General features: G+C 69.8%; 27 protein-coding genes and 4 pseudogenes. 15 read left to right on the plus strand and 16 right to left on the minus strand.

Annotation, left to right across the window (positions count from 1 at the left end; genetic code table 11):
* The first annotated feature begins 236 nt into the window (after positions 1–236).
* A complete protein-coding gene (locus tag ACZ4NB_RS35030; protein ID WP_467667082.1) occupies positions 237–1,196 on the plus strand; it encodes a cytochrome c oxidase assembly protein in 960 nt (319 codons plus the stop codon).
* A 178-nt stretch (positions 1,197–1,374) separates the two neighbouring features.
* On the plus strand, positions 1,375–1,533 hold the full coding sequence (locus tag ACZ4NB_RS35035; protein WP_467667083.1) for a hypothetical protein: 159 nt from the start codon (positions 1,375–1,377) through the stop codon (positions 1,531–1,533).
* A gap of 93 nt (positions 1,534–1,626) precedes the next feature.
* Here the strand turns inward: ACZ4NB_RS35035 and ACZ4NB_RS35040 are convergent, their stop codons facing one another.
* Entirely contained in the window at positions 1,627–2,109 is a 483-nt protein-coding gene (locus ACZ4NB_RS35040) for an SSI family serine proteinase inhibitor (protein WP_467667084.1), read from the minus strand.
* Positions 2,110–2,259: 150 nt separating this feature from the next.
* Positions 2,260–2,931, minus strand: a complete 672-nt coding sequence (locus ACZ4NB_RS35045) for a hypothetical protein (RefSeq protein ID WP_467667085.1) — start codon at positions 2,929–2,931, stop codon at positions 2,260–2,262.
* Between the two features lie 282 nt (positions 2,932–3,213).
* On the opposite strand from ACZ4NB_RS35045, the gene ACZ4NB_RS35050 reads away from it, so the two are divergent.
* From ACZ4NB_RS35050 to ACZ4NB_RS35060, 3 genes are all read left to right on the plus strand, one after another.
* The gene (locus ACZ4NB_RS35050; protein ID WP_467667086.1) at positions 3,214–3,942 is read left to right on the plus strand and encodes a lysophospholipid acyltransferase family protein; all 729 of its coding nucleotides are present in this window, start codon (positions 3,214–3,216) and stop codon (positions 3,940–3,942) included.
* 183 nt (positions 3,943–4,125) lie between these two features.
* Positions 4,126–5,256: a GDSL-type esterase/lipase family protein gene (locus ACZ4NB_RS35055; RefSeq protein ID WP_467667106.1), complete on the plus strand. Its 1,131-nt coding sequence runs from the start codon at positions 4,126–4,128 to the stop codon at positions 5,254–5,256.
* 149 nt (positions 5,257–5,405) lie between these two features.
* Entirely contained in the window at positions 5,406–6,233 is an 828-nt protein-coding gene (locus ACZ4NB_RS35060) for a TIGR02452 family protein (RefSeq protein WP_467667087.1), read from the plus strand.
* A 94-nt stretch (positions 6,234–6,327) separates the two neighbouring features.
* Here the strand turns inward: ACZ4NB_RS35060 and ACZ4NB_RS35065 are convergent, their stop codons facing one another.
* Positions 6,328–7,965 carry an alpha/beta hydrolase gene (locus ACZ4NB_RS35065; protein WP_467667088.1) on the minus strand — a complete coding sequence of 546 codons (1,638 nt, stop codon included), beginning with the start codon at positions 7,963–7,965 and terminating at the stop codon, positions 6,328–6,330.
* A gap of 547 nt (positions 7,966–8,512) precedes the next feature.
* Between ACZ4NB_RS35065 and ACZ4NB_RS35070 the strand changes: the two genes are divergently transcribed.
* The 4 genes from ACZ4NB_RS35070 to ACZ4NB_RS35085 all read left to right on the plus strand — a co-directional run bounded on the left by ACZ4NB_RS35070 (position 8,513) and on the right by ACZ4NB_RS35085 (position 10,749).
* Positions 8,513–8,896: a hypothetical protein gene (locus ACZ4NB_RS35070; protein WP_467667089.1), complete on the plus strand. Its 384-nt coding sequence runs from the start codon at positions 8,513–8,515 to the stop codon at positions 8,894–8,896.
* 44 nt (positions 8,897–8,940) lie between these two features.
* Positions 8,941–9,789, plus strand: coding sequence for a hypothetical protein (locus tag ACZ4NB_RS35075; RefSeq protein WP_467667090.1), 849 nt, complete (start codon positions 8,941–8,943; stop codon positions 9,787–9,789).
* A 70-nt stretch (positions 9,790–9,859) separates the two neighbouring features.
* The gene (locus ACZ4NB_RS35080; protein ID WP_467667091.1) at positions 9,860–10,243 is read left to right on the plus strand and encodes a roadblock/LC7 domain-containing protein; all 384 of its coding nucleotides are present in this window, start codon (positions 9,860–9,862) and stop codon (positions 10,241–10,243) included.
* 131 nt (positions 10,244–10,374) lie between these two features.
* Complete coding sequence (locus ACZ4NB_RS35085) at positions 10,375–10,749, plus strand: roadblock/LC7 domain-containing protein (RefSeq protein WP_384434844.1); 375 nt, start codon at positions 10,375–10,377, stop codon at positions 10,747–10,749.
* Between the two features lie 3 nt (positions 10,750–10,752).
* On the opposite strand, the gene ACZ4NB_RS35090 is transcribed toward ACZ4NB_RS35085, so the two are convergent.
* Genes ACZ4NB_RS35090 through ACZ4NB_RS35115 form a run of 6 tightly spaced genes read right to left on the minus strand, consistent with a single transcriptional unit; the run spans position 10,753 to position 15,423 of the window.
* The gene (locus ACZ4NB_RS35090; protein ID WP_467667092.1) at positions 10,753–11,598 is read right to left on the minus strand and encodes an urease accessory protein UreD; all 846 of its coding nucleotides are present in this window, start codon (positions 11,596–11,598) and stop codon (positions 10,753–10,755) included.
* Positions 11,595–12,290: an urease accessory protein UreG gene (ureG, locus tag ACZ4NB_RS35095; protein WP_384489647.1), complete on the minus strand. Its 696-nt coding sequence runs from the start codon at positions 12,288–12,290 to the stop codon at positions 11,595–11,597. The genes ACZ4NB_RS35090 and ureG overlap by 4 nt, the downstream gene beginning before the upstream one ends.
* Positions 12,291–12,347: 57 nt before the next feature.
* The gene (locus tag ACZ4NB_RS35100) at positions 12,348–13,022 is read right to left on the minus strand and encodes an urease accessory protein UreF (protein ID WP_467667093.1); all 675 of its coding nucleotides are present in this window, start codon (positions 13,020–13,022) and stop codon (positions 12,348–12,350) included.
* Between the two features lie 55 nt (positions 13,023–13,077).
* Positions 13,078–14,799 (minus strand): urease subunit alpha, encoded by a 1,722-nt coding sequence (locus tag ACZ4NB_RS35105; protein WP_467667094.1) that lies wholly within the window; start codon positions 14,797–14,799, stop codon positions 13,078–13,080.
* Entirely contained in the window at positions 14,792–15,103 is a 312-nt protein-coding gene (locus ACZ4NB_RS35110; RefSeq protein ID WP_430975740.1) for an urease subunit beta, read from the minus strand. The genes ACZ4NB_RS35105 and ACZ4NB_RS35110 overlap by 8 nt, the downstream gene beginning before the upstream one ends.
* 17 nt (positions 15,104–15,120) lie before the next feature.
* Positions 15,121–15,423: an urease subunit gamma gene (locus ACZ4NB_RS35115; protein WP_360957481.1), complete on the minus strand. Its 303-nt coding sequence runs from the start codon at positions 15,421–15,423 to the stop codon at positions 15,121–15,123.
* A gap of 525 nt (positions 15,424–15,948) precedes the next feature.
* On the opposite strand from ACZ4NB_RS35115, the gene ACZ4NB_RS35120 reads away from it, so the two are divergent.
* Positions 15,949–16,893 (plus strand): M28 family metallopeptidase, encoded by a 945-nt coding sequence (locus ACZ4NB_RS35120; protein ID WP_467667095.1) that lies wholly within the window; start codon positions 15,949–15,951, stop codon positions 16,891–16,893.
* Between the two features lie 59 nt (positions 16,894–16,952).
* On the opposite strand, the gene ACZ4NB_RS35125 is transcribed toward ACZ4NB_RS35120, so the two are convergent.
* Positions 16,953–17,267, minus strand: a complete 315-nt coding sequence (locus tag ACZ4NB_RS35125) for a type II toxin-antitoxin system Phd/YefM family antitoxin (RefSeq protein WP_393500857.1) — start codon at positions 17,265–17,267, stop codon at positions 16,953–16,955.
* Positions 17,268–17,572: 305 nt separating this feature from the next.
* Between ACZ4NB_RS35125 and ACZ4NB_RS35130 the strand changes: the two genes are divergently transcribed.
* Positions 17,573–17,884 (plus strand): hypothetical protein, encoded by a 312-nt coding sequence (locus ACZ4NB_RS35130; RefSeq protein WP_467667096.1) that lies wholly within the window; start codon positions 17,573–17,575, stop codon positions 17,882–17,884.
* Positions 17,881–18,270 (plus strand): annotated as a pseudogene (locus ACZ4NB_RS35135) (nucleotidyl transferase AbiEii/AbiGii toxin family protein); the annotation flags it as partial. The gene ACZ4NB_RS35130 and the pseudogene ACZ4NB_RS35135, both read left to right, overlap by 4 nt.
* Before the next feature lie 283 nt (positions 18,271–18,553).
* Here ACZ4NB_RS35135 and ACZ4NB_RS35140 read toward each other — a convergent pair.
* Entirely contained in the window at positions 18,554–19,324 is a 771-nt protein-coding gene (locus ACZ4NB_RS35140) for a transposase family protein (RefSeq protein ID WP_467667097.1), read from the minus strand.
* 307 nt (positions 19,325–19,631) lie between these two features.
* Between ACZ4NB_RS35140 and ACZ4NB_RS35145 the strand changes: the two genes are divergently transcribed.
* Positions 19,632–19,874 (plus strand): hypothetical protein, encoded by a 243-nt coding sequence (locus ACZ4NB_RS35145; protein ID WP_467667107.1) that lies wholly within the window; start codon positions 19,632–19,634, stop codon positions 19,872–19,874.
* 145 nt (positions 19,875–20,019) lie between these two features.
* Here ACZ4NB_RS35145 and ACZ4NB_RS35150 read toward each other — a convergent pair whose 3' ends face one another.
* A complete protein-coding gene (locus ACZ4NB_RS35150; protein ID WP_467667098.1) occupies positions 20,020–20,196 on the minus strand; it encodes a hypothetical protein in 177 nt (58 codons plus the stop codon).
* Between the two features lie 295 nt (positions 20,197–20,491).
* Here ACZ4NB_RS35150 and ACZ4NB_RS35155 point away from each other — a divergent pair.
* Positions 20,492–20,653 (plus strand): annotated as a pseudogene (locus tag ACZ4NB_RS35155) (DUF6207 family protein); the annotation flags it as partial.
* Between the two features lie 329 nt (positions 20,654–20,982).
* Here the strand turns inward: ACZ4NB_RS35155 and ACZ4NB_RS35160 are convergent.
* The 4 genes and pseudogenes from ACZ4NB_RS35160 to ACZ4NB_RS35175 form a co-directional block, all read right to left on the minus strand.
* Entirely contained in the window at positions 20,983–21,549 is a 567-nt protein-coding gene (locus tag ACZ4NB_RS35160) for a hypothetical protein (protein WP_467667110.1), read from the minus strand.
* Between the two features lie 303 nt (positions 21,550–21,852).
* Positions 21,853–22,809 carry an IS481 family transposase gene (locus ACZ4NB_RS35165; RefSeq protein ID WP_467667099.1) on the minus strand — a complete coding sequence of 319 codons (957 nt, stop codon included), beginning with the start codon at positions 22,807–22,809 and terminating at the stop codon, positions 21,853–21,855.
* 150 nt (positions 22,810–22,959) lie between these two features.
* Positions 22,960–23,247, minus strand: a complete 288-nt coding sequence (locus tag ACZ4NB_RS35170) for a peptidoglycan-binding protein (protein ID WP_467667100.1) — start codon at positions 23,245–23,247, stop codon at positions 22,960–22,962.
* A gap of 662 nt (positions 23,248–23,909) precedes the next feature.
* Positions 23,910–24,231: pseudogene (locus tag ACZ4NB_RS35175) on the minus strand (transposase); the annotation flags it as partial.
* Between the two features lie 328 nt (positions 24,232–24,559).
* Between ACZ4NB_RS35175 and ACZ4NB_RS35180 the strand changes: the two are divergent.
* Positions 24,560–25,069 (plus strand): annotated as a pseudogene (locus ACZ4NB_RS35180) (phosphotransferase); the annotation flags it as partial.
* Positions 25,070–25,191 lie beyond the last annotated feature (122 nt).

Raw genomic sequence — 25,191 nt, forward strand, 5'->3', positions numbered from 1 at the left:
CGCGGCCTTTCCGACCCCGACCCATCGGACAGGCCCTAGCCCTACGACGCGCGAACCGCCCCCGGCCGCTGTGACGGCCGGGGGCGGTTCTGGACGGGTGAGTCCGGAGTCCCGGCGTCCGCCCAGAGGGCGGGCGGGGAGGCAGGTGCGTGCCCGACGCCTCCCCGCAGGCGGGACTCCGGACTCACCCGTCTAGTGTTGTCGCCGGAGCATTGGTACGAATCAGGAGCGAGCGGATGGATCACAGCGGGCACGGCATGGACGGCATGAACATGGATCTGCCGCCGTTCACGCTGGGGCGGGGCCTGGAGTTCGGTGGTGATCCGTTCTTTCTGGTCGGCTGCCTGCTGGCGCTCGGGCTGTACGGCTGGGCGGTGGTCCGGCTGCGGCGGCGCGGTGACGCCTGGCCGACCGGCCGGATCGTCGGCTGGGTGCTGGGGGTGCTGACCGTGGCGCTGTCGATGTGCACCAAGCTGAACGACTACGGCATGGCGATGTTCAGCGTGCACATGGTCCAGCACATGATCGTCAGCATGCTCTCGCCGATCCTGCTGCTCCTCGGCGCGCCGGTGACGCTGGCGCTGCGCGCGCTGCCGGCGGCCGGGCGCGGCCGCAAGGGCCCGCGCGAACTGCTGGTGGGCCTGCTGCACAGCCGCTACATGCGGATCATCACGCACCCCGCGTTCACCATCCCGCTGTTCATCGCGAGCCTCTACGCGCTGTACTTCTCGCCGCTGTTCGACTTCCTGATGGAATCCAGGGCCGGGCACATCGGGATGATGGTGCACTTCCTCGCGGTCGGCCTGGTCTTCTTCTGGCCGATCATGGGCGTCGACCCGGGGCCGCACCGGCCCGGCTATGTGATGCGGATGCTGGAGCTGTTCGCGGGCATGCCGTTCCACGCGTTCTTCGGTATCGCGCTGATGATGGCGTCGGAGCCGATGGTCGACACGTTCCTCCACCCGCCGGCCTCGCTGGGGATCGAAGCGCTGGCCGACCAGCAGGCCGCCGGCGGAATCGCCTGGGCCTTCAGCGAGATCCCGTCCGTCGTGGTGCTGATCGCCCTGGTCTACCAGTGGTACAAGTCCGAGGCGCGCCAGTCGCAGCGCGCGGACCGGGCCGCCGAGCGCAACGGCGACAAGGATCTGGCCGACTACAACGCCTACCTCGCCTCGCTCAACGCGCGGGGGCGCTAACGGCGGGTCGGCGCGTAGCGCCGTCTTCTGGGGGTGGAGGTCGGGCGACGGGCGGGCGGGTCGCCCATCTGGCGCCACGGGCCGCGGCCGGGGACGATGGTCCCATGGCCGCGGCCCGTGGCGTGTGAGCGGACGAAGCGAGCGCGTCATCCGGGGCCGCCATGAGGAGGTTGCGGGTATGCCCGGATCTGCCAGGACGATGGCCGTGCTGACGGTGGGCGGGCTGGTGGTGGCCAGCGCCTACACCGTGGCGCTGGGCGCCAATGGCTGGCTCTGGTTCTCTTGGGTGGTGCTGGCGCTGGTGACGATCGGGGTCGTGGCGGCACGGCCGGTCTGAGCGCGCGGACGCGTACGGCCGCGCGGCGTCTCCGGGGCCCTGACACCCTCGGAAGCCTTCAAGGCACGGGGACCCCTTGGAGCCTTGGAGCCCTCAGAAGCGGAAGACGGGCCCGGTGGCGGAGTCCATCGTGCAGAGGTTGTCGAACTCCTGGTGCCAGTCCACCGCGGCGCCCCGGAAGGTGCCCCGCGCGCTGACCGTGACCGGGGCGAACTGCTTGGTGCAGCCGTGCGGCTCGCCGGGCAGCGCGTCGAAGTCCCCGCGCGCCCAGGTCAGCGCGTTGCACGCGGCCAGGGCGTGCGGATGTCTGCCGTAGGTGTCCGGGCAGCCGAGCCGCACCCCGCGGATCCAGGTGTTGCCGTCCCCGGACACGGTCAGCAGCAGGCCCTGATCGGCTGCGGCCGGCTTCGGCGCGACGGCGGCGGGCGGCTTCGGCTCGGCAGCCGCGGGTGGCGGCGGCTCGACGGCGTCCGCCGGGGTGGGCAGGAAGGTGCCGGCCAGCGCCGCGGACACGGTGGCGAGGACGGCGGCGGGCAGGGCGGCACGGGCGGAGGTGTGTCGGCGGCGCACGGGCATCGGTGTCTCCTCGGAACCCTCGGTGGGTTCAGGCCACCTCGCCCGGCTCCGGCGCACAAGCGGCCACGCCGCGAGGTCGCCCGTACGGGCCGCGCCCTAAGGTGACCGGCGGCGGAGGAGGCGGCTCCGCCACCGGTCACCGGACCGGGGCTACCCGACGCGCTCGATCCGGGCGCGTCGGATCAGGAACTTGCCCTCCTCGCGTACCTGCTCGAACGCCGCGTTGTTGAGCAGTACGCAGCTGCCCGACGTCGAGGTCACGGACACGGTCGTCGACTTGTCGTTGTCCAGGTTGGTCACCTTCAGCTTGGTCCCGGCGGGGAACTGGTCGCTGGAGGCCGCCGGTGCGCCGCCCTCGCCGGAGAGCGTCACCGTCGAGCCGGGGCAGACCACATCGCCGTCCGCGGCGGGCGGGGCGGCGGAGGCGGACGGGTCGTCGGACGCGGGCGGCTCCGCCGAGCCCGGCGGCTCCTCGGCGGCGGGTGGCGTGCTGGCGGCGGGCGGCTGCTGGGCCTGGGGTGGAGCGCCCGCGGCAGCACCCCCGTCCGCTCCCGCGCCGCAGCCGGCGGCTTTCTGCTTGGCCTGGATCTCCTTGATCACGGCCTGCCGGTTGGCGATCCGCGCCGCCGACTGGGCGTCGGGGCGGGCCTGCTGATCGGCGATGAACTTCTGGTTGTTGCTCAGCGCGGTGGCCAGTCCGTCGCACGCCACCGATGCCTGGCTGGTGCCCGTCGTCGCGATGGCGATGCCGCCGACCAGCGCCGCGGCGCTGACCCCGACGACGATCTTCTGACGACGCGTCACTCTTCTCTTTCGGGACATGTATGACTCCTGCCTTCGGCCTGGAACCTGGGGTTCAGGCTCGGTTGCCGGGCAGTACGGCGCGCCGGGCCGGCCTCGCTCAGGGCGGGGGGAAAGTTGTCCGCGGATGCCAAAGCGACGGCGGCGGTCCGGCCGGCCCCGGTAGCCACCGGACGGCGTGATCCGGGCCGGGGGTGTTACCACCGACGGCGGTTGCCCATACACTCACCTCCCATCCGGGAGCCCTCGTGACCTGGAAAGACGCAGCCGGCGAGACGATCCGACGGGAGAGGGAGCCGCCCCGTGTTCTATCAGCTGCTGAAGTACTTCCTGCTGGGGCCGTTACTGCGGCTGGTGTTCCGGCCGCGGATCGAGGGGCTGGAGCACGTCCCGGAGGAGGGCGCGGCGATCATCGCGGGCAACCACCTCTCGTTCGCGGACCACTTCGTGATGCCGGCGATCGTGCCGCGCCGGGTGACGTTCCTGGCCAAGGCCGAGTACTTCACCGGGCCGGGTCTCAAGGGGCGGTTGACCGCGGCGTTCTTCCGCGGCGTCGGGCAGATCCCGGTGGACCGCTCCGGCGGCCGCGCCTCTCAGGCGGCGATCTCCTCGGGGCTCGCCGTCCTGCGCAAGGGCCGCCTGCTGGGGATCTACCCGGAGGGCACCCGCTCGCACGACGGCCGGCTCTACAAGGGGCGTACCGGGGTCGCCTCGATGGCCATCCGGGCGGGGGTGCCGGTGGTGCCGTGCGCGATGATCGGCACGTTCGAGGCGCAGCCGACCGGTCGGCGGCTGCCGCGGGCCGTGCGGATCACCATCCGTTTCGGCGCGCCGCTGGACTTCTCGCGGTACGCGGGGATGGCCGACGAACGCATCGCGCTGCGTGCCGTCACCGACGAGATCATGTACGCGATCCTCACGCTGTCCGGTCAGGAGTACGTGGACAAGTACGCGGGCGAGGCCAAGGCGGAGGCCCAGGCGCAGGCCCGCGCCCACGGGCGGCGCGGGCACGGCGGCGGGCAGGCGGGGTAGGCGGCCGGACCACGGGCCGGACCACGGGGCGGCCCGGGCGGCGGCCCCGCGGGGCGGAAACTCGGATGCCGAGAGGGCCTCCGGTTGGCAGGCTGGGGTCATGTACTGCGAGCTCAACGACGTCCCCGGCCTTGCGAGGAGGGCGGCGTGACGAACTGGATCACCACGCCCGTCGAACCGCGCATGCTGCGCGGCGCCCTCGATGTGGAACGCACCGCGCATGGTCTGCTGCCGCACCGGCTGCCCGCCTGGGCCCGGAAGCAGTTCCCCGACGAGAACTTGGCGATGACCGAGGCCAAGCCCGCCGGGGTGCGGCTGGTCTTCCGGACCGGGGCCACCGTCGTCGAGCTGGAGACGCTGCCCACCAAGCGGGTCTACGAGGGCGTTCCGCCGCTGCCCGACGGTAGGTACGACCTGCTCGTCGACGGCCGTCTCACCGGCCGGGCCACCGCGTCCGGCGGCAAGGTGCAGACCGTCGACATGGCCACCCAGTCCGTGGTCACCCGGCCCGGCCCGGCGGGCACCGTCCGGTTCGACGCGTTGCCGGCGGGGGTGAAGGACGTCGAGATCTGGCTGCCGCACAACGAGATCACCGAGCTGATCGCCCTGCGCACGGACGCTCCGGTCGAGGCCGCGCCGGACCACGGCCGCAGGGTGTGGCTGCACCACGGCAGTTCGCTCAGCCACGGCTCCAACGCCGAATGCCCGACGGAGACCTGGCCGGCGCTGGTCGCCGCCCGGGCGGGCGTGGAGCTGATCAACCTGGGGTTCGGCGGCAATGCGCTGCTCGACCCGTTCACCGCACGTGCCATGCGGGACACCCCCGCCGACCTGATCAGCGTCAAGATCGGCATCAATGTGGTGAACGCCGACGTGATGCGGCTGCGTGCCTTCGGCCCGGCGGTCCACGGCTTCCTCGACACCCTCCGCGAGGGCCACCCGAGCACACCGCTGCTGGTCGTCTCCTCCGTCCTGTGCCCCGTCCAGGAGGACACCCCGGGACCGCTCATGCCGGACTTCAGCGCCGGAAGGCTGCAGTTCCGGGCCGTTGGGGATCCGGCGGAGCGCGCCGCCGGCCGACTGACGCTGAACGTCATCCGCGACGAGCTCCGGCGCATCACCGCGCAGCGGGCGGCCGACGACCCCCATCTGCACTACCTCGACGGCCGCTCGCTCTACGGCGAGGCGGACTTCGCCGAACTGCCCCTGCCCGACGGGGTCCATCCGGACGCGGCCGGTCATCGCCGTATCGGTGAGCGCTTCGCCGAGCTGGCCTTCGGTGCCGGCGGGCCGTTCGCCGTGGCGGCCGACTGAGCGTCATGGGCCCCGGGCGGCAGAACGTGAGCCTCGCCGCCCGGGGCCTGCGTGCCGGTGCCGGCGTGCCCGCCGGAATTCGCTCGCGCGGTGGCCCGTCCGGCCCGTACCTTGATCACCATGAGTGATCGGACACGGGGGTGCCGACGATGAGCGCCCGGCTGCGCGGGATGGCGCAGGAGACGGAGCGGATCGTGGCGGCGGGTGCGTATCGCGCGCCGGGCGGACGGCTGGTGGAGATCGCGGCGGCGGTCGAACGGGCACGGGCGGGGACCCGGATGTACGGGCCCGAGCCGGTCGCCGTCGAGCGGCCGTCTCCGGAGGCGCGCACGACGGTCTTCGAGGTGACCGGGGAGGGCAGTCTCACCGCCGGCCGGCGGCTGTCCGAGGCGGGCGGCGGCCCGCCGGCCGTGCTGAACTTCGCCTCGGCGCGCAATCCCGGAGGCGGCTATCTCAGCGGTGCGCAGGCCCAGGAGGAGGCGCTGTGCCGCGGGTCGGCGCTCTACGCCTGCGTGCGCGAGGCGCCGGAGTTCTATGCGGCGCACCGGGCCGATCCCAGTCCGTTCTACAGCGACCGGGTGATCCTCTCGCCCGGTGTGCCGGTGTTCCGCGACGACCGGGGCACGCTGCTGGAAGTGCCGTACGAGGCGGGGTTCTTGACGGCCGCGGCGCCCAACGCGGGAGTGATCGCACGGCAGCGGCCGGACGAGGCGGCGCGGGTGCCGGCGGCGCTCACGGCGCGGGCGGAGCGGGTGCTGGAGGTCGCGGCGGCCGGCGGGCACCGCCGACTGGTGCTCGGTGCCTGGGGCTGCGGGGTCTTCCAGAACGAACCGGCCGATGTGGCACGGGCGTTCGCCGCCGCGCTGCTCGACAGCGGCCGTTTCGCGGGGTGGTTCGACCAGGTGGTGTTCGCCGTACTGGACCGCAGGGCGGACTCCCCCACCAGGGCCGCCTTCGCGGAGGTCTTCACGGGGTGACGCGCCGGGAGCGGCGAGCGGGCAAACGCGAGGAGCATGAGAAGGGGCGGCCGGGAGGGATTCCCGGCCGCCCCTTCATGTCATCGCTGCGCCACTACGGCGCGGCCGGAAGGTCGGCCGCACCCTTGGCGGCGGCCTTCGCCGTCGCCTTGCCCGGCTTCGGCGTGGCGTGCGGGGCGCACGTCACGTCCTTGGCGTCGGTCTTGCCCTCCAGGAAGTAGGCGTCGACCCGGTCGTTGATGCAGGGGTTGACCTGCCCGGTGACACCGTGCGAACCGGCGTCCTGCTCGGTGATCAGACGCGAGCCCGCGAACCGCTTGTGCAGCTCGACGGCGCCACCGTACGGCGTGGCCGCGTCCCGCTCGCTCTGCACGATCAGCACGCTCGGCAGGCCCTTGCCGGTGGCGACCTCCACCGGGCGCTGCTGCTTGACCGGCCAGGTGGCGCAGGGCAGGTTCATCCAGGCGTTGGACCAGGTCATGAACGGTGCCTGCCGGTGGATGCGGGTGTTGTCCCGGTCCCACTTCCGCCAGCTGGTGGGCCACTTGGTGTCGGTGCACTCGACGGCCGTGTAGACGGCGTTGCCGTTCTCCGAGGCGATGTTGCCGGCGGTGTCCTTCAGGTTCGGACCGGCGTTCTCGACCAGCGGCTTGCTGTCACCGGCGAGGTAGGCGCTCCAGACCTCGGCGACCGAGGTCCACATCGAGTCGTAGTACGGCGCGTTCTGGAAGAAGCCGGTCAGCTCGGCGGGGCCGACGACACCACCGATGGGGTTCTTCTTCGCGGTCGCCCGCAGCTTCTCCCAGGCGGCCTGGACCTTCTCGGGGGTGTCCCCGATGTGGTAGGCCGCGTCGTTCTTGGCGACCCACTTCTTCCAGTCGCCCCAGCGGGTCTCGAAGGCGAGGTCCTGGTCGAGGTTCGCCTGGTACCAGACCTTCTCGCGGGACGGGTCGACGACACTGTCGACGAGCATCCGGCGGACGTGGTCCGGGAAGAGCGTCGCGTAGACGGCGCCGAGGTAGGTGCCGTAGGAGACGCCCAGGTAGTTGAGCTTCTTCTCGCCGAGCGCGGCACGCACCACATCGAGGTCGCGGGCGGTGTTCGCGGTCGTCATGTACGGCAGGAGGTCGCCGCTGCGCTCGGCGCAGCCCTGCGCGTACTCCTTGGCGAGCTTGCGCTGGGCGCGCTTGTCCGCCTCGCTGTCGGGCACCGGGTCGGCCTTGGGTGCCTTGACGAACTCCTGCGGGTCCATGCAGGAGATGGCGGCGGAGTGGCCCACTCCCCGGGGGTCGAAGCCGACGAAGTCGTACGCCTTCGCGGTCTTGGCCCACAGCGGGTTCTTGGTGGTGATGCGGGTCGGGAACTTCATGCCCGAACCACCGGGCCCACCGGGGTTGTACAGGAGGGAGCCCTGTCGCTCCTCCTTGCCGCCGGTGCTGACGGCCCGGTCGACGGCGATCTTGATGGTGCGGCCGTTGGGCCGGGCGTAGTCGACCGGGACGGTGACATAGCCGCACTGGACGGGCGACTTCAGGCCCCAGTCCGCGGGGCAGTCCTGCCAGTCGATGCCCTTCTTGGCCGCGCGTGCGGCGGCGGTCTCAACACCGCGCGCTTCGGCCGTCTTGGTCTTCGGGTGCTCGCCGGCGCTGGCGGGCGTGGCGGCTATCGCTCCGGTGAGGAGCGCGCCGGTCACCAGGGTGCCGGCGGCGCCGATCGCTGCTTTTCTTCTCACGTGGTGGTTTCCCCCTGCTCGGTTGCCACTTGTGGCGGCGTTGATCACAGGTCTACGGAGGGATCCTGTCGTCTTACCGCCCCTCCTGAACAGGTTTGACCACCAATTCTTTACCAAGCCGTAGGTTTTGAGGCCGAGCGGACCCCGCAGGAGGAACGGCCGGACATCGCGGTGGAACCGCACCATTTCGGCCAAGGCCGGCGAACGGTGGAACGAGGCGACAGGCTCGGCGCACCGCACCCGCAGGCCCACCAACCGACGCCGCACACCGGACAGTTGACGTGCCGCAATGCGCACCTCCGCAAGGCCGTCCCGCTCGCATGTCGCCAGATCCCGGCGGGGCGAGGCCCGGCTCGATGGCCTCCGGAGGGCGGTGGATGGGCGAGAACACGTCAATTGCCGGAGACCTGCCCAGGAGGCATGTGCCCAACGCGCACCTTCAGTAACCTTCCGTGAAGGCTCTCCCACACGCTGCCACAACGGGAGGGCTTCGGCGTTTTCGCGCCGCCCCCGCCCCCGTCCGCAGCCGTCGCGAAGGAGTGCCGAAGTGCCGGGTATCGATCAGGTTCTGTCCCAAGCAATGGGGATCCCGGGCGTCCTGGGCGCCGGGCTGATCGACTGGACCAGCGGGCTGACCCTCGGCACCGCCGGACAGGCCCCGCACGGCGACCACGACGCGGCCGCGGCCGACACCGCCGATGTCGTGCAGGCCGTGGCGCGCAACGCCACCTTCGACACCGGCGGCGCGTCCGGTCCGGGCCTGGAGGACCTGATCATCACGGCCGCCGGCAGCTATCACTTGATCCGTTTCGTGCACACCGCCTTCGACAGCCAGACCTATCTCTACCTCTGGCTGGACCGTGCGCAAGCCAATCTCGCCGTCGCCCGGCTGCGGCTGCGCGACCTGGCGGCGGAGCTGGTCCCGTCCTGACACCGCTGCTCCGCCCCCTCGCACGAACGGTTAGGGAACCAGCCATGGGCCTGCCCATACCTCCTCGTCCACCCGCCCCGGACGGGCTGCTCGACCGGTTCGCCGCGCAGCGCGTCACCGGCGTCCTGCGCGGCCCGCACGGCTCGGTCTACCTCCTCGACGGGGCGGTCACCTGCGTCGAGGGCGCCGCCGCACCCGGGCTCGACGTACGGCTCACCGCGGCCGGGAAGGTGCCCGAGCAGGGCTGGGGGCAGGCCGTCGACACCGCCGGGCCGCAGCACCGCGTCGGCCAGTTCCTGGTCAGCGAGGGCTGGTTGACGCAGGGAGAACTGGAGATCTGCCATCTGGCGGCCCTCCTCGACGCCGCCTTCTTCGCCCTGCCGCTGCCCCCCGAGGCCACGTCCTTCACCCCCGGGGCCGCTCACTGGCTCGGAGCCGTGCGCCAGATCAGCGCCACCGCCCTTCAGCAGGCGACGGCCCGCCGCCGGGCGCTGCTGGACCGGCTGCGGCCCTGGGCCGCGGTCGACACCTCTCCGGTCGTTCCCGTACACCCCAGCGGGCGGGCCCGCACCACGGTCGGGCAGCGGCGGCTGCTGGAACGGGCCGACGGCCGGCACACCCCGTACGAACTCGCCCGTTCGCTGGGCCAGTCCGCGTTCGTGACGCTGCTGGACATCCGCCGTCTGGCCGCGGCCGGCCTCGTGCGCGTGCCGTCGCCGGCCGCGCTCCCCCGGCGGCGGCCCGGGGCCTGCCTGGACGGGCCCCCGCCGGGCCCCGCCCATGGGCGCGACACCCCGACCTGGCAACTACCGGTACCGGAAATCCTCGATACCGCCGATCCGGATATTGCCCTCCTGATCCGATTGCGTACGGCGCTGGAGGAGAACCTGTGAACCCTTGCGCGCGAAGACCGGGCACGGCATGAGGCGCGCCATCAAAAGACTGGCCGCGAAAAGGAGACTGATGACGATCGAACCCCGGATACGGGACGAACTCCTCACACTGCGGGATCAGGTGAGGCATTTCCAGGGCGGAATGGTGGCGAGCGTGGACGGCATGGTCATCGCCCACGACCTTCCGGACATCGAGCCGGACGGTCTGGCCGCGCTCACCGCGGCGGCCATAGGGGTCGCCAAGCGGCTCACCGAGGCGACCGGCCAGGGGGCTTTCGAGGAGTCCCTGACGCGCGGCACCGGTGGCTACATCGCCGCCTACTCGGCCGGCCGCCGCGCCGTCCTGACGGCCGTGGCCAGCCCGGACACCAACGTGGGCCGGCTCCATCTGCAGGCCCGACGGGCGGCCGAACGCATCGGCGCACTGGTCGACTCGCCACCGCGCCGGCAGTAGCGACCCCACGGGATTCTCCTCACCGCGCCCCTACGACCCCGACCCGACGCAGCACGCACCACACAACAGGCAATCGACTCACCACGCACAACGCGGCAACACCTTCAAAGAACGGAAAGGTCACTCCCCTCATGGCTCAGATGGAATCCGCCCTCGCCGATGCCATGTCGACCATCGAAGGCGCCATAGGCGTCGCCCTGGTCGACTACACCAGCGGTATGGCGCTGGCCACCCTCGGCGACAACCTGGCCCTGGACCTCAATATCGCCGCGGCCGGCAACACCGACGTCGTCCGCGCGAAGATGCGCACCATGGAGATGCTGGAACTCCAGGGCTCCATCGAGGACATGCTCATCACCCTGACCGCCCAGTACCACATCATCCGGCCGGTCACCGGCAAGGGCGGCAGCGGCCTCTTCCTCTATCTGGTGCTGGACCGCAAGCGCGCCAATCTCGCGCTGGCCCGCCACCGCCTCGCCCGGCTGGAGGCCGACCTGGAGGTGTGAGCCTCACCCGGCGGCGGCGCCGTGGGCGGCCTCGTCCAGCAGGCGCCGCAGCCGTAGCGCGTCCGGGGCGAGGGCCGTGGCCAGCACCGCGCCACCGGCGAGCGGCGCCAGGACCCCCTGGCCCGCGCCGTCGGTGGACCGCTCGCCCGCCGCCGCCCCGAGGAGCAGTACCTCGGGCGGCCCGGACTCCCCCTGCTGGTCCACCACCAGGAGTTGACCGACGGCCCGGTGGCCGCCCAGTACGGCCGGGGTGTCCCAGCCGGGGACCCCGGGCCCGTACGCGGTCTCCTGGTCGAGCAAGGTTCGGCCGGCACGGCGCACGGTGAGCCGGCTGCGCAGCGTCCCGGTCTGCTCGCCGCTGCGTCCCAGGACCTGCTCCTCGCGGAGCACCAGGCGGGCGGTGGGGGCCAGTTCGACGGTCGTGGTCATCCGCAGATCGCTGCCCGCGGCGGAGATCAGCGGCTCGGGCAGCCAGTCGAGCCGTGCGCCGTCGCCCACCGTCAGATGCACGTCGTAGGTGGCCGGTTCGCCGGTGCGGCCGGGCAGCGCGACGGTCGCCGCGGCGGCCGTGATGTGCAGTGCGCTGCCCGCCTCGGCCGTGGCCTCGATGCGCAGCCGGTCGCCGCCGAGCGGTGCGCTCATGGCGCCGACGACGCAGACCCGGGCCTGATCGCCGTGTGCGCGGATGCGGCGCAGCGCGAGCGGTCCGTCGCCGTCGAGGACCGGCAGCCGGGTGGTGCCCGACGCGGTGTCCGCCCGCGCGACGATCCGGGCGGTGGCGCGCAGACCGGCTGCCGGGACCGCGGTGGGCCGCGGCGGCACCGCCTGCTGGGGGAGCGCGAGGGTCATGCCGGGCCCGCGGTCCACTCCGCCAGCCGGGCGCGGACCCAGTCCGACACGGGCTTCACGCCGTTCGGCGACTTCAGTGCCGTGAACGCGACGGGCAGTTCGCCGCGCTGGGCCTTGGCGTCGCGGGCCATGCCTTCCAGGTCGACGCCGACGTAGGGCGCGAGGTCGGTCTTGTTGATGACGAGGAGGTCGGCGGTGGTGACGCCGGGGCCGCCCTTGCGGGGGATGTCGTCGCCGCCGGCCACGTCGATGACGAAGATCTGGGCGTCGACCAGTCCCTTGGAGAAGGTGGCGGTGAGATTGTCACCGCCGGATTCGACCAGGACGAGGTCGAGGGGGCCGACCGCCTCCTCCAGGTCCTCGACGGCTTCGAGGTTGGCGGAGATGTCGTCGCGGATGGCGGTGTGCGGGCAGGCGCCGGTCTCGACGGCCGTGATGCGCTCGGCGGGCAGCACCGCCTCGCGGAGCAGGAACTCGGCGTCCTCGCGGGTGTAGATGTCGTTGGTCACGACGGCGATGGACAGCTCGTCGCGCAGCGCGCGGCACAGCGCGGCGACGGTCGCGGTCTTGCCGGTGCCCACCGGGCCGCCGAGGCCGAGGCGCAGGGCGCGGCGCGTTCCGTCGGCGCGTACCGGGTCGGCGGCGCTGTAGGTGTACCGCTCGGGGAACGTGTCCTTGTGGTCGAGGTGCATACGGGCTCCGGGGCTTGGTGAGGGGTCGGGGGCAGGGTCTGTTGTGGCGGGTGGCGTTCAGGAGGCGAAGAGGCGTACCGGCCAGGCGGCGTGCTGCTGGGCGGTGATGTCCAGCAGGGGCGCGGAGGCGGCGGGCAGCGCGTCGACCCCTTCGGTGGGCACCCGCCGAGCCGCCTCGGCCGCCCGGCCGGCGACCTGGTCGAGGTCGGCGGCCAGCTGGGCGAGCACCGCGGTGGCGTCGAAGGGGTCCAGGCTCAGCAGCCGGACGGCCGCGGTGGCCGGGCCGCTGACGTTCTCGTACGCCACCGCGTACGCGGCGTCCAGCGGCTCCAGCCCCGCCGACCGCGCGGCCAGCCCGAGCACGACGGGCTGGTGGGCGCCCCGCGGCCGGGCCGCGGCCAGTGCGTCCAGTTCGGGTGACGGCCAGGTGGCGCGGGCGGCCCGCATCATCTGCCGCCCCAGCTTGCGGGCCGTGGTCCGCAGGGCGGGCACCGGTGTACGGGCGTCGGCCGCGTCGTCCAGCGCGAGCGGGTCGCATCCCGCGGCCGCCGCGGCGGACAGCGCCGCCGCGACCAGGCCCGCGGTGTGCAGCCGCCCCCGGCAGAAGCTCGCAAGGCTCGCGGCGTCCTTGATGCGTCCCGCTGTGACGGCCGGTTCGGCGCCGCCGGAGTGGGCGTGCCCACCGGCCGGGAACCGTCCGTCGGCGAGGATCAGCAGCGCCGCCCGGCTCATCGGCGCCGCTCCGGTGTGTTGCGGATGTCCTGTTCGGGTGCGTTCATGGCGGCGCTCAGAAGAGGAAGTACCGCTGGGCCATGGGGAGTTCGGCGGCGGGAGCGGGTTCGACCACTTCGCCGTCGATGGTCACCGTGAAGCGGTCGGGGTCGACCTGGACGCGCGGCAGGGCGTCGTTGTTGCGCATGTGCGCCTTGGTGACGCCCCGGGTGCTGCGGATCGCCTCGTACGGCTTGGCCAGCGCGAGGCGCTCGGCGATGCCGTCCTCGATCGCCTGCTGGGAGACGAAGTTGACCGAGTTGCTGCCCGGGGCCCGGCCGGTGGCGCCGAACATCGGGCGGGGCAGGATCGGCTGCGGGGTGGGGATGGAGGCGTTGGCGTCGCCCATCTGCGCATAGGCGATCTGGCCGCCCTTGATGACGAGCTGCGGCTTGACGCCGAAGAACGCCGGGTCCCACAGCACGAGGTCGGCGAGCTTGCCGTCCTCGACGGAGCCGACGAGATGGTCGATGCCCTGGGCGATGGCCGCGTTGATGGTGTACTTGGCGACATAGCGGCGGGCCCGGTGGTTGTCCGCGCCGCCGTCGCCGGGCAGGGTGCCACGGCGCCGCTTCATCACATGCGCGGTCTGCCAGGTGCGCATCACGACCTCGCCGATCCGGCCCATGGCCTGGGCGTCGGAGGACATGATCGAGATGGCGCCGAGGTCGTGCAGGATGTCCTCGGCCGCGATGGTGGAGGGCCGGATCCGGGATTCGGCGAAAGCCAGGTCCTCGGGGACGGCGGGGTTGAGGTGGTGGCAGACCATCAGCATGTCGAGGTGCTCCTCGACGGTGTTGACGGTGTGCGGCCGGGTGGGGTTGGTGGACGCGGGCAGCACGTTCGGCTCGGACACCATGGCGATCATGTCGGGGGCGTGGCCGCCGCCGGCGCCTTCGACATGGAAGGCGTGGATCGAGCGGCCGGCGATGGCGGCGAGGGTGTCGCCGAGGAATCCGGCCTCGTTGAGGGTGTCGGTGTGGATCGCGAGCTGGGCGCCGCTCTCCTCGCAGATGTTCAGACAGGCGTCGATGACGGCCGGGGTGGCCCCCCAGTCCTCGTGGATCTTGAAGCCGAGGATGCCGGCCCGTAGCTGGTCGCGCATCGAGGCCAGGGACGTGGTGTTGCCCTTGCCGAGCAGTCCGACGTTGACGGGCAGCGAGTCCATCGACTCGAACATCCGGGCGATGTGCCAGGCGCCCGGGGTGATCGTGGTGGCCTTGCTCCCCTCGGCCGGCCCGGTGCCGCCGCCGACCATCGTGGTGACACCGGAGGCCAGCGCCTCGTCCGCCTGCTGGGGGCAGATGAAGTGGACGTGGGTGTCGATGGCGCCGGCCGTGAGGATCTTGCCGTTGCCGGCGATGACCTCGGTCTCGGGGCCGATGACGAGGTCGGGGTGGACGCCGTCCATCGTGTCGGGGTTGCCGGCCTTGCCGAGCGCGACGATCCTGCCGTCGCGGACGCCGACGTCGGCCTTGACGATGCCCCAGTGGTCGAGCACCACGGCCCCGGTGATCACGGTGTCGGGGGTGCCCTCGGCGCGGGTGGCGCGGGACTGGCCCATCGACTCGCGGATCACCTTGCCGCCGCCGAAGACCGCCTCGTCGCCGGCCCGTCCGGGCCCGCCCGAACGGTCCTCGGTGATCTCGATGACCAGGTCGGTGTCGGCCAGCCGGATCCGGTCGCCGGCGGTCGGGCCGAAGAGGTCGGCGTACGCCTGGCGGGTCAGTTCAGCCATCGAGAGTGCCTCCGGTCTCGCCCCGCAGGCCCTCGACGATCCGCTTGCCCCCGATGGGCACGAGTTCGACCTCGGTGGGAATGCCAGGCTCGAAGCGCACGGCGGAGCCGGCCGCGACGTTCAGCCGCTTGCCGTGCGCGGCCGCGCGGTCGAAGTCGAGGCCGGGGTTGGCCTCGGCGAAGTGGTAGTGGGAGCCGACCTGCACGGGGCGGTCGGCCGCGTTGAGAACCGTCAGGCGGGTGAGGGGGAGCCCTTCGTTCAGGCGCACCGGCTCGTCGGCGTGGAGGATCTGTCCCGGGATCATCTGCTGTGCCCTCGCCGTCAGTTGATGGGTTCGTGAACGGTGACGAGCTTGGTGCCGTCCGGGAAGGTGGCCTCGACCTGCACATCGTGGATCATCTCGGGCACGCCCTCCATCACCTCGTCGCGGGTGAGGACCTTGCGGCCGGAGGACATCAGCTCGGCGACGGTGCGGCCGTCCCGGGCCCCTTCGAGGATGTGCACAGTCAGCAGCGCGATCGACTCCGGGTGGTTGAGTTTCAACCCCCGGGAACGGCGCTTTTCAGCCACGTCTGCCGCCACATGAATCATCAGGCGTTCCTGTTCATGCGGGGTCAGTTGCATACGTTCCACCTCACAGTCTTCCCGCCCGGACGCGTATGCCCAGGTCACGGGCGTGAGCACACCCAGGGGTTAGGTGTACCACGCAGCATTTAAAGGAGGAGCAAACCGACTTCCAGCACTTGGCCATCAAGCGCCCCACACCCGGAGGCTAGTTCGGCGGGATTTCGGCGACGTTACAACCAGCGACACGTCAGCGCCTCGTTGCACGGCCCCGCGTAACACCAGGTCTTCGCGCCCGTTACGGCGCGGCAACCGCTGCCCCGCGATCGCGGCAAGGGCCGCGCTCCCCTCGACCGTACGCGGGATCGAGTGGCGAATTCCGCACCCCGAAGGCGCCTCCGCCACGCGAAACAGGCCCCCCGCCACACCCCCAATTCCCCACCATCACCGCAAAAGAGACACACTCCGCTCCGCGAACACACCTGTCCGATATGCGCTCTTGACGATCTTCACGGTGATCGCGATCCTCATGTGCGCGTCAAAACGCTCCGCACCAACCCCCCACACCAGTATCGGAGCCTCACAGTGTCTCGTTCTGTACGAATACGTCGGGTCGCGCTGGCCACCGGCACCGCCACGGCCCTGGCCGCCACCCTCTTCGTCGCGGCCGGCGCCCACGCCGACCCCGCGCCGGCGGCGGCCCCCGACATCGACGTCAAGGCCGTCCAGGCCGACCTGGGCCAGCTTCAGTCGATCGCCGACGCCAACGGCGGCAACCGCGCCCACGGACAGCCGGGCTACAAGGCGTCCATCGACTACGTCAAGGGCAAGCTGGACAAGGCCGGCTTTACCACCGAGGTCCAGGAGTTCGACAACAACGGCGCCAAGGGCTACAACCTGGTCGCCGACTGGCCCGGCGGCGACGAGGGCAAGACCGTGATGGCCGGCGCCCACCTGGACTCGGTCGACGCGGGCCCCGGCATCAACGACAACGGTTCCGGCTCGGCCGGAATCCTGGAGGTCGCGCTCGCGGTCGCCAAGGCGGACCTCAAGCCCACCAAGCACCTGCGGTTCGCCTGGTGGGGCGACGAGGAGGACGGCATGGTCGGCTCGCGCCACTACGTCGACACCCTCGGCGCGGGCAAGTCGAAGCTCGACTCGTATCTGAACTTCGACATGATCGGCTCGCCGAACCCGGGCTACTTCGTCTACGACGACGACACCCGCCTGGAGAAGGTCTTCAAGGACTTCTTCGCCACCAAGAACCTCGCCACCGAGAAGGAGACCGAGGGCGACGGCAGGTCGGACCACGCAGCCTTCAAGGACGCGGGCGTCCCGGTCGGCGGCCTCTTCTCCGGCGCGGACTACATCAAGACCGAGGAGCAGGCGAAGAACTGGGGCGGCGAGGCGGGCAAGGCGTTCGACGCCTGCTACCACCAGTCCTGCGACACCTCGAAGAACATCGACGAGAAGGCGCTGGACAACAACACCGACGCCATCGCGCACGCCATCTGGGAGCTCAGCTCCTGAACCGGTCCTCCTGACACACGGTCAGCGCCCACCTGAAAGGGTCGGCGCCGACCGACCGGTCACCTCTCCCGACCCGGCCGCCGATCCCCGGCGGCCGGGTCGCGGTGTTCTGCGGCGATGCCGAAGCGCCGCCGTTCGCCCGGAGCGGACGGCAGCTGGCGGACGGTGGAGACCGTACTGATCACCTGCTCCTCCTCCGCACCCTGCTCACGCCGCCCCAGCTCTTCGAGAAGCTGCAGGTCAGCGGCGGATACCAGCGCCACCAGCGGCTTGCCGTGCCGGGTGACGACCACCCGTTCACCGCCGTAGACGACGCGGTTGATCAGATCGGCGAGCTCCGCTCGGGCTTGCGTCACCGGAATTTCGTAGGCCATGCTGCTAGCCTATGCAATGTTTACTTGGTCCGCTGTGGTCCGTGGCGACGGCGAAAGTCCAGGTCAGAGGTTCTCGCGTGCTCCCGTGCGCTCCCGTGCGCTCCCGTGCGCTCTCGTGTGTGAGAGATGTGTGAGACGAGGTGAGACGTGGAACAGGAGCTGTCCAGCATCCTGACAGCCCCGCCTCAGCAGGTAACTCAGCGGAGCTCAGACGCTACGTAGCAATCGCCCAGCGGACCGGGCGATACTGGGAGCATGACCACGCAGTCCCCCTCGTTGCCGGTGCCGAATGCGTTCGAGCTGTTGTGTACGCAAAGCGGCTGCCTGCGCAGCTGGAGGACCTGAACGGTCCCGCCCACGGCACGGTCGACCTGCCGCTGCACGTGGTCTGGTCGGGCCGCCGCTCCTACGGGCTGGAGCAGCCGCGCTCCCGGATGGGCCTGTACCGCACCGTCCTGGCGGAAGGGCAGCGCCAGGACCTGATCGATTTCCTGAACCGGGACCTGCTCCTCGCGCAGTGGCCCGTGCTGCGGACACTGATTAGCCGCCCGATCCGGGATGTGTGGGAAGCCGCTTTCCCCGAGCTCGCCACCGCGACGTCCGCGACGGCTGCGTGAACCTGACAGCTCTGCACCGCCGGCTCCTGGCCGACGTCCTCGCTATCGGCACCTCCTACCCCTGGTGATCACCGGCGGGTACGCCGTGCAGGCCCACGGCCTGGTCGACCGGCTCTCCCAGGACCTGGACGTGGCCACCGAGAACCCGGCCCCCATCGACGAGATCATCCGCACGGTCGGCGACGGCCTGGCCGAGCGTGGCTGGCGCGTCGGGCACATCGAGTCCAGTCCACTGTCGGGCCGACTCATCGCTACCGACCCCGGCACGGGCGAGGAGTGCGAGGTCGACGTCCTCAAAGAGGCGTTCTGGGCGCCGCCGACGGTCACCGAGTACGGGCCGGTTCTCTCGCTGGACGACGTGATCGGCACCAAGGTCCGCGCACGGGTCCAACTCGCGCTCGGTGCGGAAGTTGACGATGCTCAACGGGCCGAATTCGTCTCTCGCATAAGGGGCTTGGAGAACCACAATGCCCTCCTGGTCGCTGAGCTATCCGAGCAGACGGAGCGCGCCGGCAGGCTGGAGCGCCGAACGGCCGAACTGGAAGATGAGGTCACTGCGGTGCGCAGAGCACTGACCCGCACGATCCGAGCAGTCCCAGGCTCGAAGGACTAAAGCGTGTTGCAGAAGGCTGTGATCAGGCAGGTCAGAGCGGGGCGCGGCCTGTTTGATCACGCGGCGAGGATGAGGTTGTGCATGTGGGCGATGGCCTGGACCGCGTGATGGAGGCCGCTGCCGCGCTGTCGGCAGTCCCGAAGGATCTTGTAGTGCTTCATGCGGGCGAAGGCGTGCTCGACACGGGCCCGGACCCGGCGGTGGTCGGCGTTGTCTTCTTCCTCGCCGGGCAGCAGGGCTCGTCCGGGGCGTTTGCGATGCGGGACGACGAGCCCGGTGTTGATGTAGGCGCCGTCGCCCAGCACCGTCACACCCTGGCACTGGTCGGTCAGACCGGAGTCCCGCCAGGCCTTCGCATCGGCGGTGTTGCCAGGGACCGGCCTGGCCGCGGCGATCACCAACTTGGTGTCGGCGTCGATGATGACCTGCACGTTCGCGGAGAACCGGTAGTTGCGTGAGGAGGCGCCGACCTTCCGGTCACGGGCCGGGATCAACGTTCCGTCCACGATCCACAACCGCTCGACCGCATCGGCCGGGCGGGAGGCCGGCTCGATGGCCAGCAGCGGCCGCAGCCGCTGGATCATCCGGCACACGGTGGCCGCCGAGCAGCCGAACAGCGGCGCGAGCTGCCGCATGGTGAGGTTCGTGCGGTAGTAGACGGCCACCAGCAGCACCCGGTCCGCCAGCGGCAGACACCACGGACGACCACCACCAGGCCCGTTCCCGCCTCGTTCACGGCCGACCTTCAGCAGACGCTCGAACTGCCGCATCCGCAGCCCGGTGAACGTCTCCACCCACAACCGCTCAGCCCGCAACACCCCACCCATACAGGAAAAATGCCCAGCCGACCACGTTCTGCAACACCCTTTAAAGGGTGTTGCTAAAGGAAGCTGGTGAGCCGGGTGCACCCGAGACTTCGCCGTCGAGCAGCGCCATACCCAGTACGGGCCACGCCTCCCGCCTGCGGCGGTGCAGCCGCGTGGTGTCCATCTCGCTGCGTAAACTGTTGGCTCGTGTGCCTGTCTGTGATGTCATCGTGCACATTGACGGTTTCCCGTTCGACCGAAGGACTGAGCCGTGCCCGACCGACCTGAGATTGTCTGCATCTGCGGCTCTACTCGGTTCGTGGACGAGATGCGTGCGGCGAACCGTGATCTGACCTTCGCAGGTGCCATCGTCGTCGCGCCAGGCGAAGCGGACGAGTTGATCACCAACAAGCAGAAGACCGCACTGGACGCCCTCCACCTGCGCAAGATCGACCTGGCTGACCGGGTTCTGGTCGTCAACCCCGGCGGGTATATCGGCGAGTCCACGAGCAGGGAGATCGCATATGCCCACGCCACCGGCAAGCCGATCTCGTTCACCGATCCCGTCTGACCAGCAGAGGCTTCGTGGTGCGCGCGAGCAACGGGTCTCAGCCAGCCTCGGAGCGTGTTGGGAAGTTCCCGGTCAAGGGCTTGCCTGCGAACCTCACCGCGCCACGCCTTCTTGTCCCTCACGTGCCTCTGGGCACCGCATTTCGCTAGACTTCGGCTCTGCCAGCTGGTTCACGTAAGTCTCTGGAATCAAGAGTGCAGATAATGCGGGTGTCACAGCCGTCGTGGTCGGCGTCGGTCCACAGGTGAAACTTGTCCCGCTGGTAGCCGGTGCGCGATTCCCGCGCCACCTTCAGCCGGCCTATCGCCTCTGTCAGCGACATGCCGTCCTTCTTCGCCCCGGATGAGCCGGCGCTCGGTGCCGACGATGGCGGCTTCGCGTCCTGGCCAGAAGCGTCAGGTGTGCACGCTGCCACGGACACCATCAGCAATGGGCAGGCCAGTGAGGTAACGTCAGCTCCACGGGTCTACCCATCACACAGGGGTGCGTCAACTGAGCAACCGGAGTGCCTGCGCACATCGTCGCGTTCACGAGGCGCGAAGTCGGGCGGCACTCCCTTTCGAGTGGCATGCGCCGCGTGCGCGAACTCCCGGGACAGCGAGAGCGTCCACCCGGTCATGAACATCTCCGAGGAGCACCTGAGCGAGCCGGGCCTGGTGGTCATCGACATAACGGCAGCCGACGAGGAAACCGCAGCCCAGGCCGCCTCCGCGCTCGGCGGGCTGTGGCTCTCCAGTGGTCCCTCCGCGCCGTGGCGTACACCTGGCCGGGCCGGCGTCACCGTCCGCGCCTCAACGGCCCACGGCCACCGCAGCGATCCCGGCGCTTCGCAGCCTGCGGGCGAGGTGCTCCACCTCCGGCAGCGTCCCTGTAAAGGTGCCGGCCAGAACCTGGTGCGTGAGCACGGCGATGTCTGCCAGATCGGTGCCGAGCTGCGCGCTGCTGACCCGACGCCTATTCGTATATTGTCAGCTCAGTCTTCACTCGCGAGCTCGCGCAGAATGTCCAGCTGGATCACGCTCGGCTTGGTCGTCCTTGCCGAAGCCAGCCAATTCGTCCGAGTGCTCGCGAGGGAGACAATCCCCGGTCGTGCGCAGAATCAGCCGCTTCAGCCACGAGAGCGAAGCCTTGTGCTTCCCCTCGTCGGCAAGGTCTCGTGGTTCGAAGCTCCCGCCATTCTCCGCATCAGAGGCCCGGAGGTACCCGACCCGAGCAACCCGTGTTCGTCGCGCACGGGGACGTACTGGACCTCACCGTCCACCGAACGCTTATAGCCGATGTGGCTGAAGCCAGGGGCATGCCTGAAGTCGTTGTACCGGCGAGGAATTTCGAAACTTGCGCATACATCGGACGCGGCGCCGTCTTCATCGACATAGTTGTCGATGCCTGTTTCGGTAGGCTTGCCGAAATACATGGGATCGTCCGGGTCGGTCTCCGATTCGAGTGCCTCCGACAGATCACGGAGGGCAGCGGACAACGGCGGCGCGTTCGCCGCGTAGACAGTGGACTGGCCCCAGCCCTTGAGGTCGTATGGCGTCCAAGCGTCAGAGAACGTCACCAGGTCGACACTGACGTAGCCGAGAAGCATCGAGGCCCCTACGTGGAACAGCCTGTCTTCACGGAGCTCTTCGTTACCGTCAATGATGACACCGGCGCTCTTGACATCGGCGTACACGGACCCGATTTTCCCTGGGCGTAGCGCCGCCTTGCCCACGCTGGCCAACCGTAGCGCGGGGCCGGACCACGTGACATCGAGCTCAAGGTCTCCCTGGAACAGGAAAGTATTCGGCCTCCCCGCCTCATGGATCCTGTCACCTGACGCACACGCCAAGGGGAGCAGCAGTTCAAGCGGACTTTACTCGTCGCTCGCGCAGCCGTCCGGGATATGGCCCTCGGTGAGTTGCTTACGCGTCAGCGTCCAGGTTCCGACCCCCGCGCGGGAATGGAACCCAAGATTGATCACAACTTCACACAGTCCCTAGTTGTATTGACCCGCAGCGTTGTTCACGCGGGTGATGGGTGGCTGGCCTGCGAGTGCGGTGTGGCAGCGGTGGTGGTTGTAGGTGTGGAGGAAGTCTGGCAGGGCTGCGGTGCGTTCGTTGTTGCTGGTGTATGGCCGGATGTAGGCCCATTCCTCCAGCAGGGTGCGGTTGAAGCGTTCGACCTTGCCGTTGGTCTGCGGCCGGTAGGCGCGGGTGAGCTTGCCGGTCGCGCCGAGGCGGGCCAGAGCCTGGTGCCAGGCGAAGCTCTTGCGGTAGGGCCAGGCGTTGTCGGTCAGGACACGTTCGATGCGGTCGATGCCCATGCTCTGGAAGAACGCGGCTGCCCTGTCGAGGAAAACCGCGCAGGTGGCGGCTTTCTCGTCACCATGGATCTCGCTGTAGGCGAGGCGGGTGTGGTCGTCGACGGCGGAGTGGACGTAGTCGAAGCCCATGCTGCTGCGGGTGACGCGGCCGGCCTGGCGGCCGAGGACCTTGTGGCCGCCGCCGTCGGGGATCCGGCCGAGTTTCTTGACGTCGACGTGGACCAGTTCGCCGGGGCGGTCTCGCTCGTAGCGGCGGATGACCTGCCCGGTGGGCCGGTCGAGGAAGGCCAGGCGGTTCAGACCGTGGCGGGTCAGGATGCGGTGCACGGTGGAGGCGGGCATGCCCAGGATCGGGCCGATGCGGGCCGGTCCGAGCTTGCGGGCCTGTCGCAGTTGGCACACCTGCGTCTCGGTTTCGGCCGGGGTGCGGTGCGGTGTCGTCCGGGGCCGGCTGGACCGGTCGTGCAAGCCCGCCTCGCCCTCGGCCCGCCAGCGGCGGACCCACTTGTGAGCCGTGACCCGCGAGACGCCCATCTCCGCGGCCACATGGGCCACCGGACGTCCCGAACGGACACGTTCAACCAGCAGCCTCCTGCCGAACACGGTCAGTCGGGCATTACGGTGGGACACGAAGACCTCCGTGTGTGGTGTGGAGCCTAGACACCTCCACCACACCGGAGGTCTTCGCCATGATCAAGACCCGGCACTGTTAACAACGCTCGTGATCAATACACCTAGTGCTTCGAAGTCATTCCGGGAGCTCAGCACGCTGAGTGACCGTCACTCCGAATAGGGAACCCGGAGCTTGGCCCAAGACTTTGCTCCCGGCCAGCCGTCCGCGTCCGCGCCCTGGTACCCGAGCTTCCGCTGCCACATGGCGTAGGAGTCGCGGTGATATGTCGTCCAATGACTTCCACTGAGAGGGTGGGCCGAGGGTGGGCCGGCCGGACCGAATTCGGAGCATCCCTCTGCGACTAGGCGCATCGCCATCATGTAGATGATCGGGCTGTTCGGTTCACTCTTGAACCACTCGGAACCTGGGAAGGGAACGTAGCCGGATGTATTCATGCTTGTATGTTAGTCGTATCCACATTGCCCTGCATGTTCACGCCCTTGCGGCTCGGTGAGTTCATGCGACTGACGGATGTCTGAGGATCGTTATCGCTGCATCCTGCTCGGCCGGCAGCGTGGAGGATCGATGGATAACCCAGAGGATCCGACCTGAGCCGGCCTGGCAAGCGACCGTGATTGCCGCATCGCCTGTGAGGCCGCCCAAAAGCCCAGCCCGCGTCGGGTCTTCTGTACTCCGATGTCCTCCGGAATCTCCAGGATCTGCACCGATCCTCCAAACTGCCGACCGCATAAGATACAGCGCCAAGTGCCCACGGGCACCCGCTGTCCGAATGAATCAACCACATCCATCCACGCGAACAGGCGAGGATCAGCCGAGGCAGCTGGCATGAAAATGTGAACGAAAACGAGAACTTCTACACCGTCAGAACGGGCGACACACTGTGGGCGCTTGCTCAACGATTCGGGACCACAGTCGAACAGCTTCAAGCATGGAACAAGATTCCTGACCCGAACAAAATCAAGACCGGACAAAGGCTGCTCGCAGCGAAGGCAGAGTCGGAGTCCGACTATTGGCCTCGATCTTTCGTTACGGTCCGTCGATTTCTTCGGCGGACCGTTTCGGAGGACGGCCTCGTGGATGGCGTCGGTGACCTGGCCGCGGCAAGGGAGCCGATGAGGCGGGAGACTGTCGGGTCGGAGGCCACCGGCCCGAACACGGCCGGCTCGGCACGCAGCACTGCGATGTCGGCCAGGCAGTCCCCGCCGAGCGCGATCGCAAGGGGCCATGTCCAGAAGGATCTTGCCGGGTTCGTGCACCGCACGGGCCTTGTGTCACGGCGTCAGTGCCGCCGATATCGCGGTATCCAGACCGGACTTGCGGACCGATTCGCCCAGCAGCACCGACCCAGCCTGCGTGACCACTCCACTACCGACGCCCTCGATGCGAACACGCGGATAGGGCCCGATACGCTTCTTCACCTGGAAAGTGCCTCCGACGACGGCAGGAACAAGGACCTCGACAACCTTATTCTCGCTGGTCAGAGGACTTTCTGCTGTTCTGATCACCTACCGGACAGCCCGCTTCATGAAAGCGCGAGGCTAAGGGCTGTCCCGCAATCCCTGGCGGGCGCACGACGACAGCTACGGCACCTCGCCGCGTTGTCGGAACGCCCGGATACGCCCAGTATCCGGACGCCCCTCCGCCTTGCGATGCACCGCATCTGACGCCGTCCGCTGATCCACCAGGGATTACGGGACAGCCCTTAGGCCCAACAGGCATCGCCCCGCAGGTACGGGCACCTCCGAGGAGGCACCCGCCGAGGCGCCGACCGGTTCGGACCGCGGCGCTCACCCCAAGAAGTGCACGGACGGCTTCGACCACTTCTTTCGAGCCGTTGCACCCGGCAGCATTGCCGACGAAGTCCGGGCCGTCTGGGACGATGCCGTAGCGGCGCCCGAGTGGGAGGGCCCGCAGGTATGGGTGCACGGTGACCTTCATCCCGCAAATGTCGTCGTCTCGGACGGGACGCTCTCTGGCGTGATCGACTTCGGTGACATGTTCGCCGGCGATCCGGCGCGGGATCTCGCGGCCGCATGGGTCGTCCTTCCTGCGGGCGCCGCCTCACGGTTCTTCGACGTATACGCGCATGCGGACGAGGCGACGATCCGGCGCGCCCGCGGGCTGGCTGCTCTGAAAAGCCTGTTCCTCATGTCGATGGGCCAAAACGGAGACCGGGGCCTTCCTGGTGGCAAGCCGGAATGGGGGCCCGCAGGCCGGGCGGCGCTCGATCGTGTCCTGAGGGGCGATCTGAAGTAGACACGGAGCGCCGCTCACCATGTTCTCCGGCATACCCGCAGCCTCCCGCGACTCGCAAGGCTCCACCCGACCCTCGTCCGTTCGGTTTCGCGCGACTCGGCGCTCAACCTTCGGTGAGAACA

The sequence above is a fragment of the Streptomyces sp. NPDC026575 genome, from assembly GCF_055567415.1.

Coding starts and splice junctions, on each gene's coding strand:
- ACZ4NB_RS35075 (WP_467667090.1), top strand. CDS start 8,941: ATGGGCCTGCCCATACCTCCTCGTCCACCCGCCCCGGACGGGCTGCTC.
- ACZ4NB_RS35030 (WP_467667082.1), top strand. CDS start 237: ATGGATCACAGCGGGCACGGCATGGACGGCATGAACATGGATCTGCCG.
- ACZ4NB_RS35055 (WP_467667106.1), top strand. CDS start 4,126: ATGCTGCGCGGCGCCCTCGATGTGGAACGCACCGCGCATGGTCTGCTG.
- ACZ4NB_RS35080 (WP_467667091.1), top strand. CDS start 9,860: ATGACGATCGAACCCCGGATACGGGACGAACTCCTCACACTGCGGGAT.
- ACZ4NB_RS35140 (WP_467667097.1), bottom strand. CDS start 19,324: ATGGGTGGGGTGTTGCGGGCTGAGCGGTTGTGGGTGGAGACGTTCACC.
- ACZ4NB_RS35145 (WP_467667107.1), top strand. CDS start 19,632: ATGCGTGCGGCGAACCGTGATCTGACCTTCGCAGGTGCCATCGTCGTC.
- ACZ4NB_RS35115 (WP_360957481.1), bottom strand. CDS start 15,423: ATGCAACTGACCCCGCATGAACAGGAACGCCTGATGATTCATGTGGCG.
- ACZ4NB_RS35105 (WP_467667094.1), bottom strand. CDS start 14,799: ATGGCTGAACTGACCCGCCAGGCGTACGCCGACCTCTTCGGCCCGACC.
- ACZ4NB_RS35040 (WP_467667084.1), bottom strand. CDS start 2,109: ATGCCCGTGCGCCGCCGACACACCTCCGCCCGTGCCGCCCTGCCCGCC.
- ACZ4NB_RS35045 (WP_467667085.1), bottom strand. CDS start 2,931: ATGTCCCGAAAGAGAAGAGTGACGCGTCGTCAGAAGATCGTCGTCGGG.
- ACZ4NB_RS35100 (WP_467667093.1), bottom strand. CDS start 13,022: ATGAGCCGGGCGGCGCTGCTGATCCTCGCCGACGGACGGTTCCCGGCC.
- ACZ4NB_RS35170 (WP_467667100.1), bottom strand. CDS start 23,247: ATGAATACATCCGGCTACGTTCCCTTCCCAGGTTCCGAGTGGTTCAAG.
- ACZ4NB_RS35060 (WP_467667087.1), top strand. CDS start 5,406: ATGAGCGCCCGGCTGCGCGGGATGGCGCAGGAGACGGAGCGGATCGTG.
- ACZ4NB_RS35110 (WP_430975740.1), bottom strand. CDS start 15,103: ATGATCCCGGGACAGATCCTCCACGCCGACGAGCCGGTGCGCCTGAAC.
- ureG (WP_384489647.1), bottom strand. CDS start 12,290: ATGCACCTCGACCACAAGGACACGTTCCCCGAGCGGTACACCTACAGC.
- ACZ4NB_RS35150 (WP_467667098.1), bottom strand. CDS start 20,196: ATGTCGCTGACAGAGGCGATAGGCCGGCTGAAGGTGGCGCGGGAATCG.
- ACZ4NB_RS35085 (WP_384434844.1), top strand. CDS start 10,375: ATGGCTCAGATGGAATCCGCCCTCGCCGATGCCATGTCGACCATCGAA.
- ACZ4NB_RS35090 (WP_467667092.1), bottom strand. CDS start 11,598: ATGACCCTCGCGCTCCCCCAGCAGGCGGTGCCGCCGCGGCCCACCGCG.
- ACZ4NB_RS35035 (WP_467667083.1), top strand. CDS start 1,375: ATGCCCGGATCTGCCAGGACGATGGCCGTGCTGACGGTGGGCGGGCTG.
- ACZ4NB_RS35125 (WP_393500857.1), bottom strand. CDS start 17,267: ATGGCCTACGAAATTCCGGTGACGCAAGCCCGAGCGGAGCTCGCCGAT.